Origin of the sequence: Streptomyces sp. NRRL B-3229 (assembly GCF_000719505.1) — a bacterium.
Lineage (GTDB): Bacteria > Actinomycetota > Actinomycetes > Streptomycetales > Streptomycetaceae > Streptomyces > Streptomyces griseorubiginosus.
Genome location: NZ_JOGP01000103.1, coordinates 1 through 494 on the forward strand (window position 1 = coordinate 1; position 494 = coordinate 494).

At 65.0% G+C, this 494-nt stretch carries 1 protein-coding gene and 1 pseudogene; one reads left to right on the forward strand and one right to left on the reverse strand.

Annotation, left to right across the window (positions count from 1 at the left end; genetic code table 11):
* Positions 1–164, reverse strand: a pseudogene (locus IF54_RS0138920) (ATP-dependent DNA ligase); the annotation flags it as partial.
* Between the two features lie 30 nt (positions 165–194).
* On the opposite strand from IF54_RS0138920, the gene IF54_RS0138925 reads away from it, so the two are divergent.
* On the forward strand, positions 195–494 hold a 300-nt coding region (locus IF54_RS0138925), incomplete at its 3' end, for a Ku protein (protein ID WP_030327487.1).

Consider the following 494-nt stretch of genomic DNA (forward strand, 5'->3'; position numbering starts at 1 on the left):
AGGACCTGGTGCCGCGGCTCCTTGCTGACGACGCTGATCTTGCGCGTCGTCACCCAGCTGGGTGTGCCCGGCGGCACGTGCTTGGTGAAGCCCGTAGCCGGATAGAGCACCTTGTCGAGGTTGCTGAGGGACAGACGGTGGCCCCCGATCTCCGTGTGCGGCATAACCTGAGAGTCCCATAGAAGGGACAAAGTATGCGTTCAATCTGGAAAGGGACCATTTCCTTCGGGCTGGTCTCGATCCCGATCAAGGTGGTGGCCGCCACCGAGAACCACAGCGTCTCCTTCCACCAGGTGCACACGGCCGACGGGGGCCGGATTCGCTACCGCAAGGTGTGCGAGCTGGACGAGGAGGAGGTCCCGCGCGAGGAGATCGGCCGCGGCTTCGAGACGGAGGAGGGACGCACGATCCTCCTCACCGACGACGACATGGCGGCTCTGCCGCTGCCCACCGCCAAGACCGTGGAGATCCTCGGTTTCGTACCGGCCGAGGAG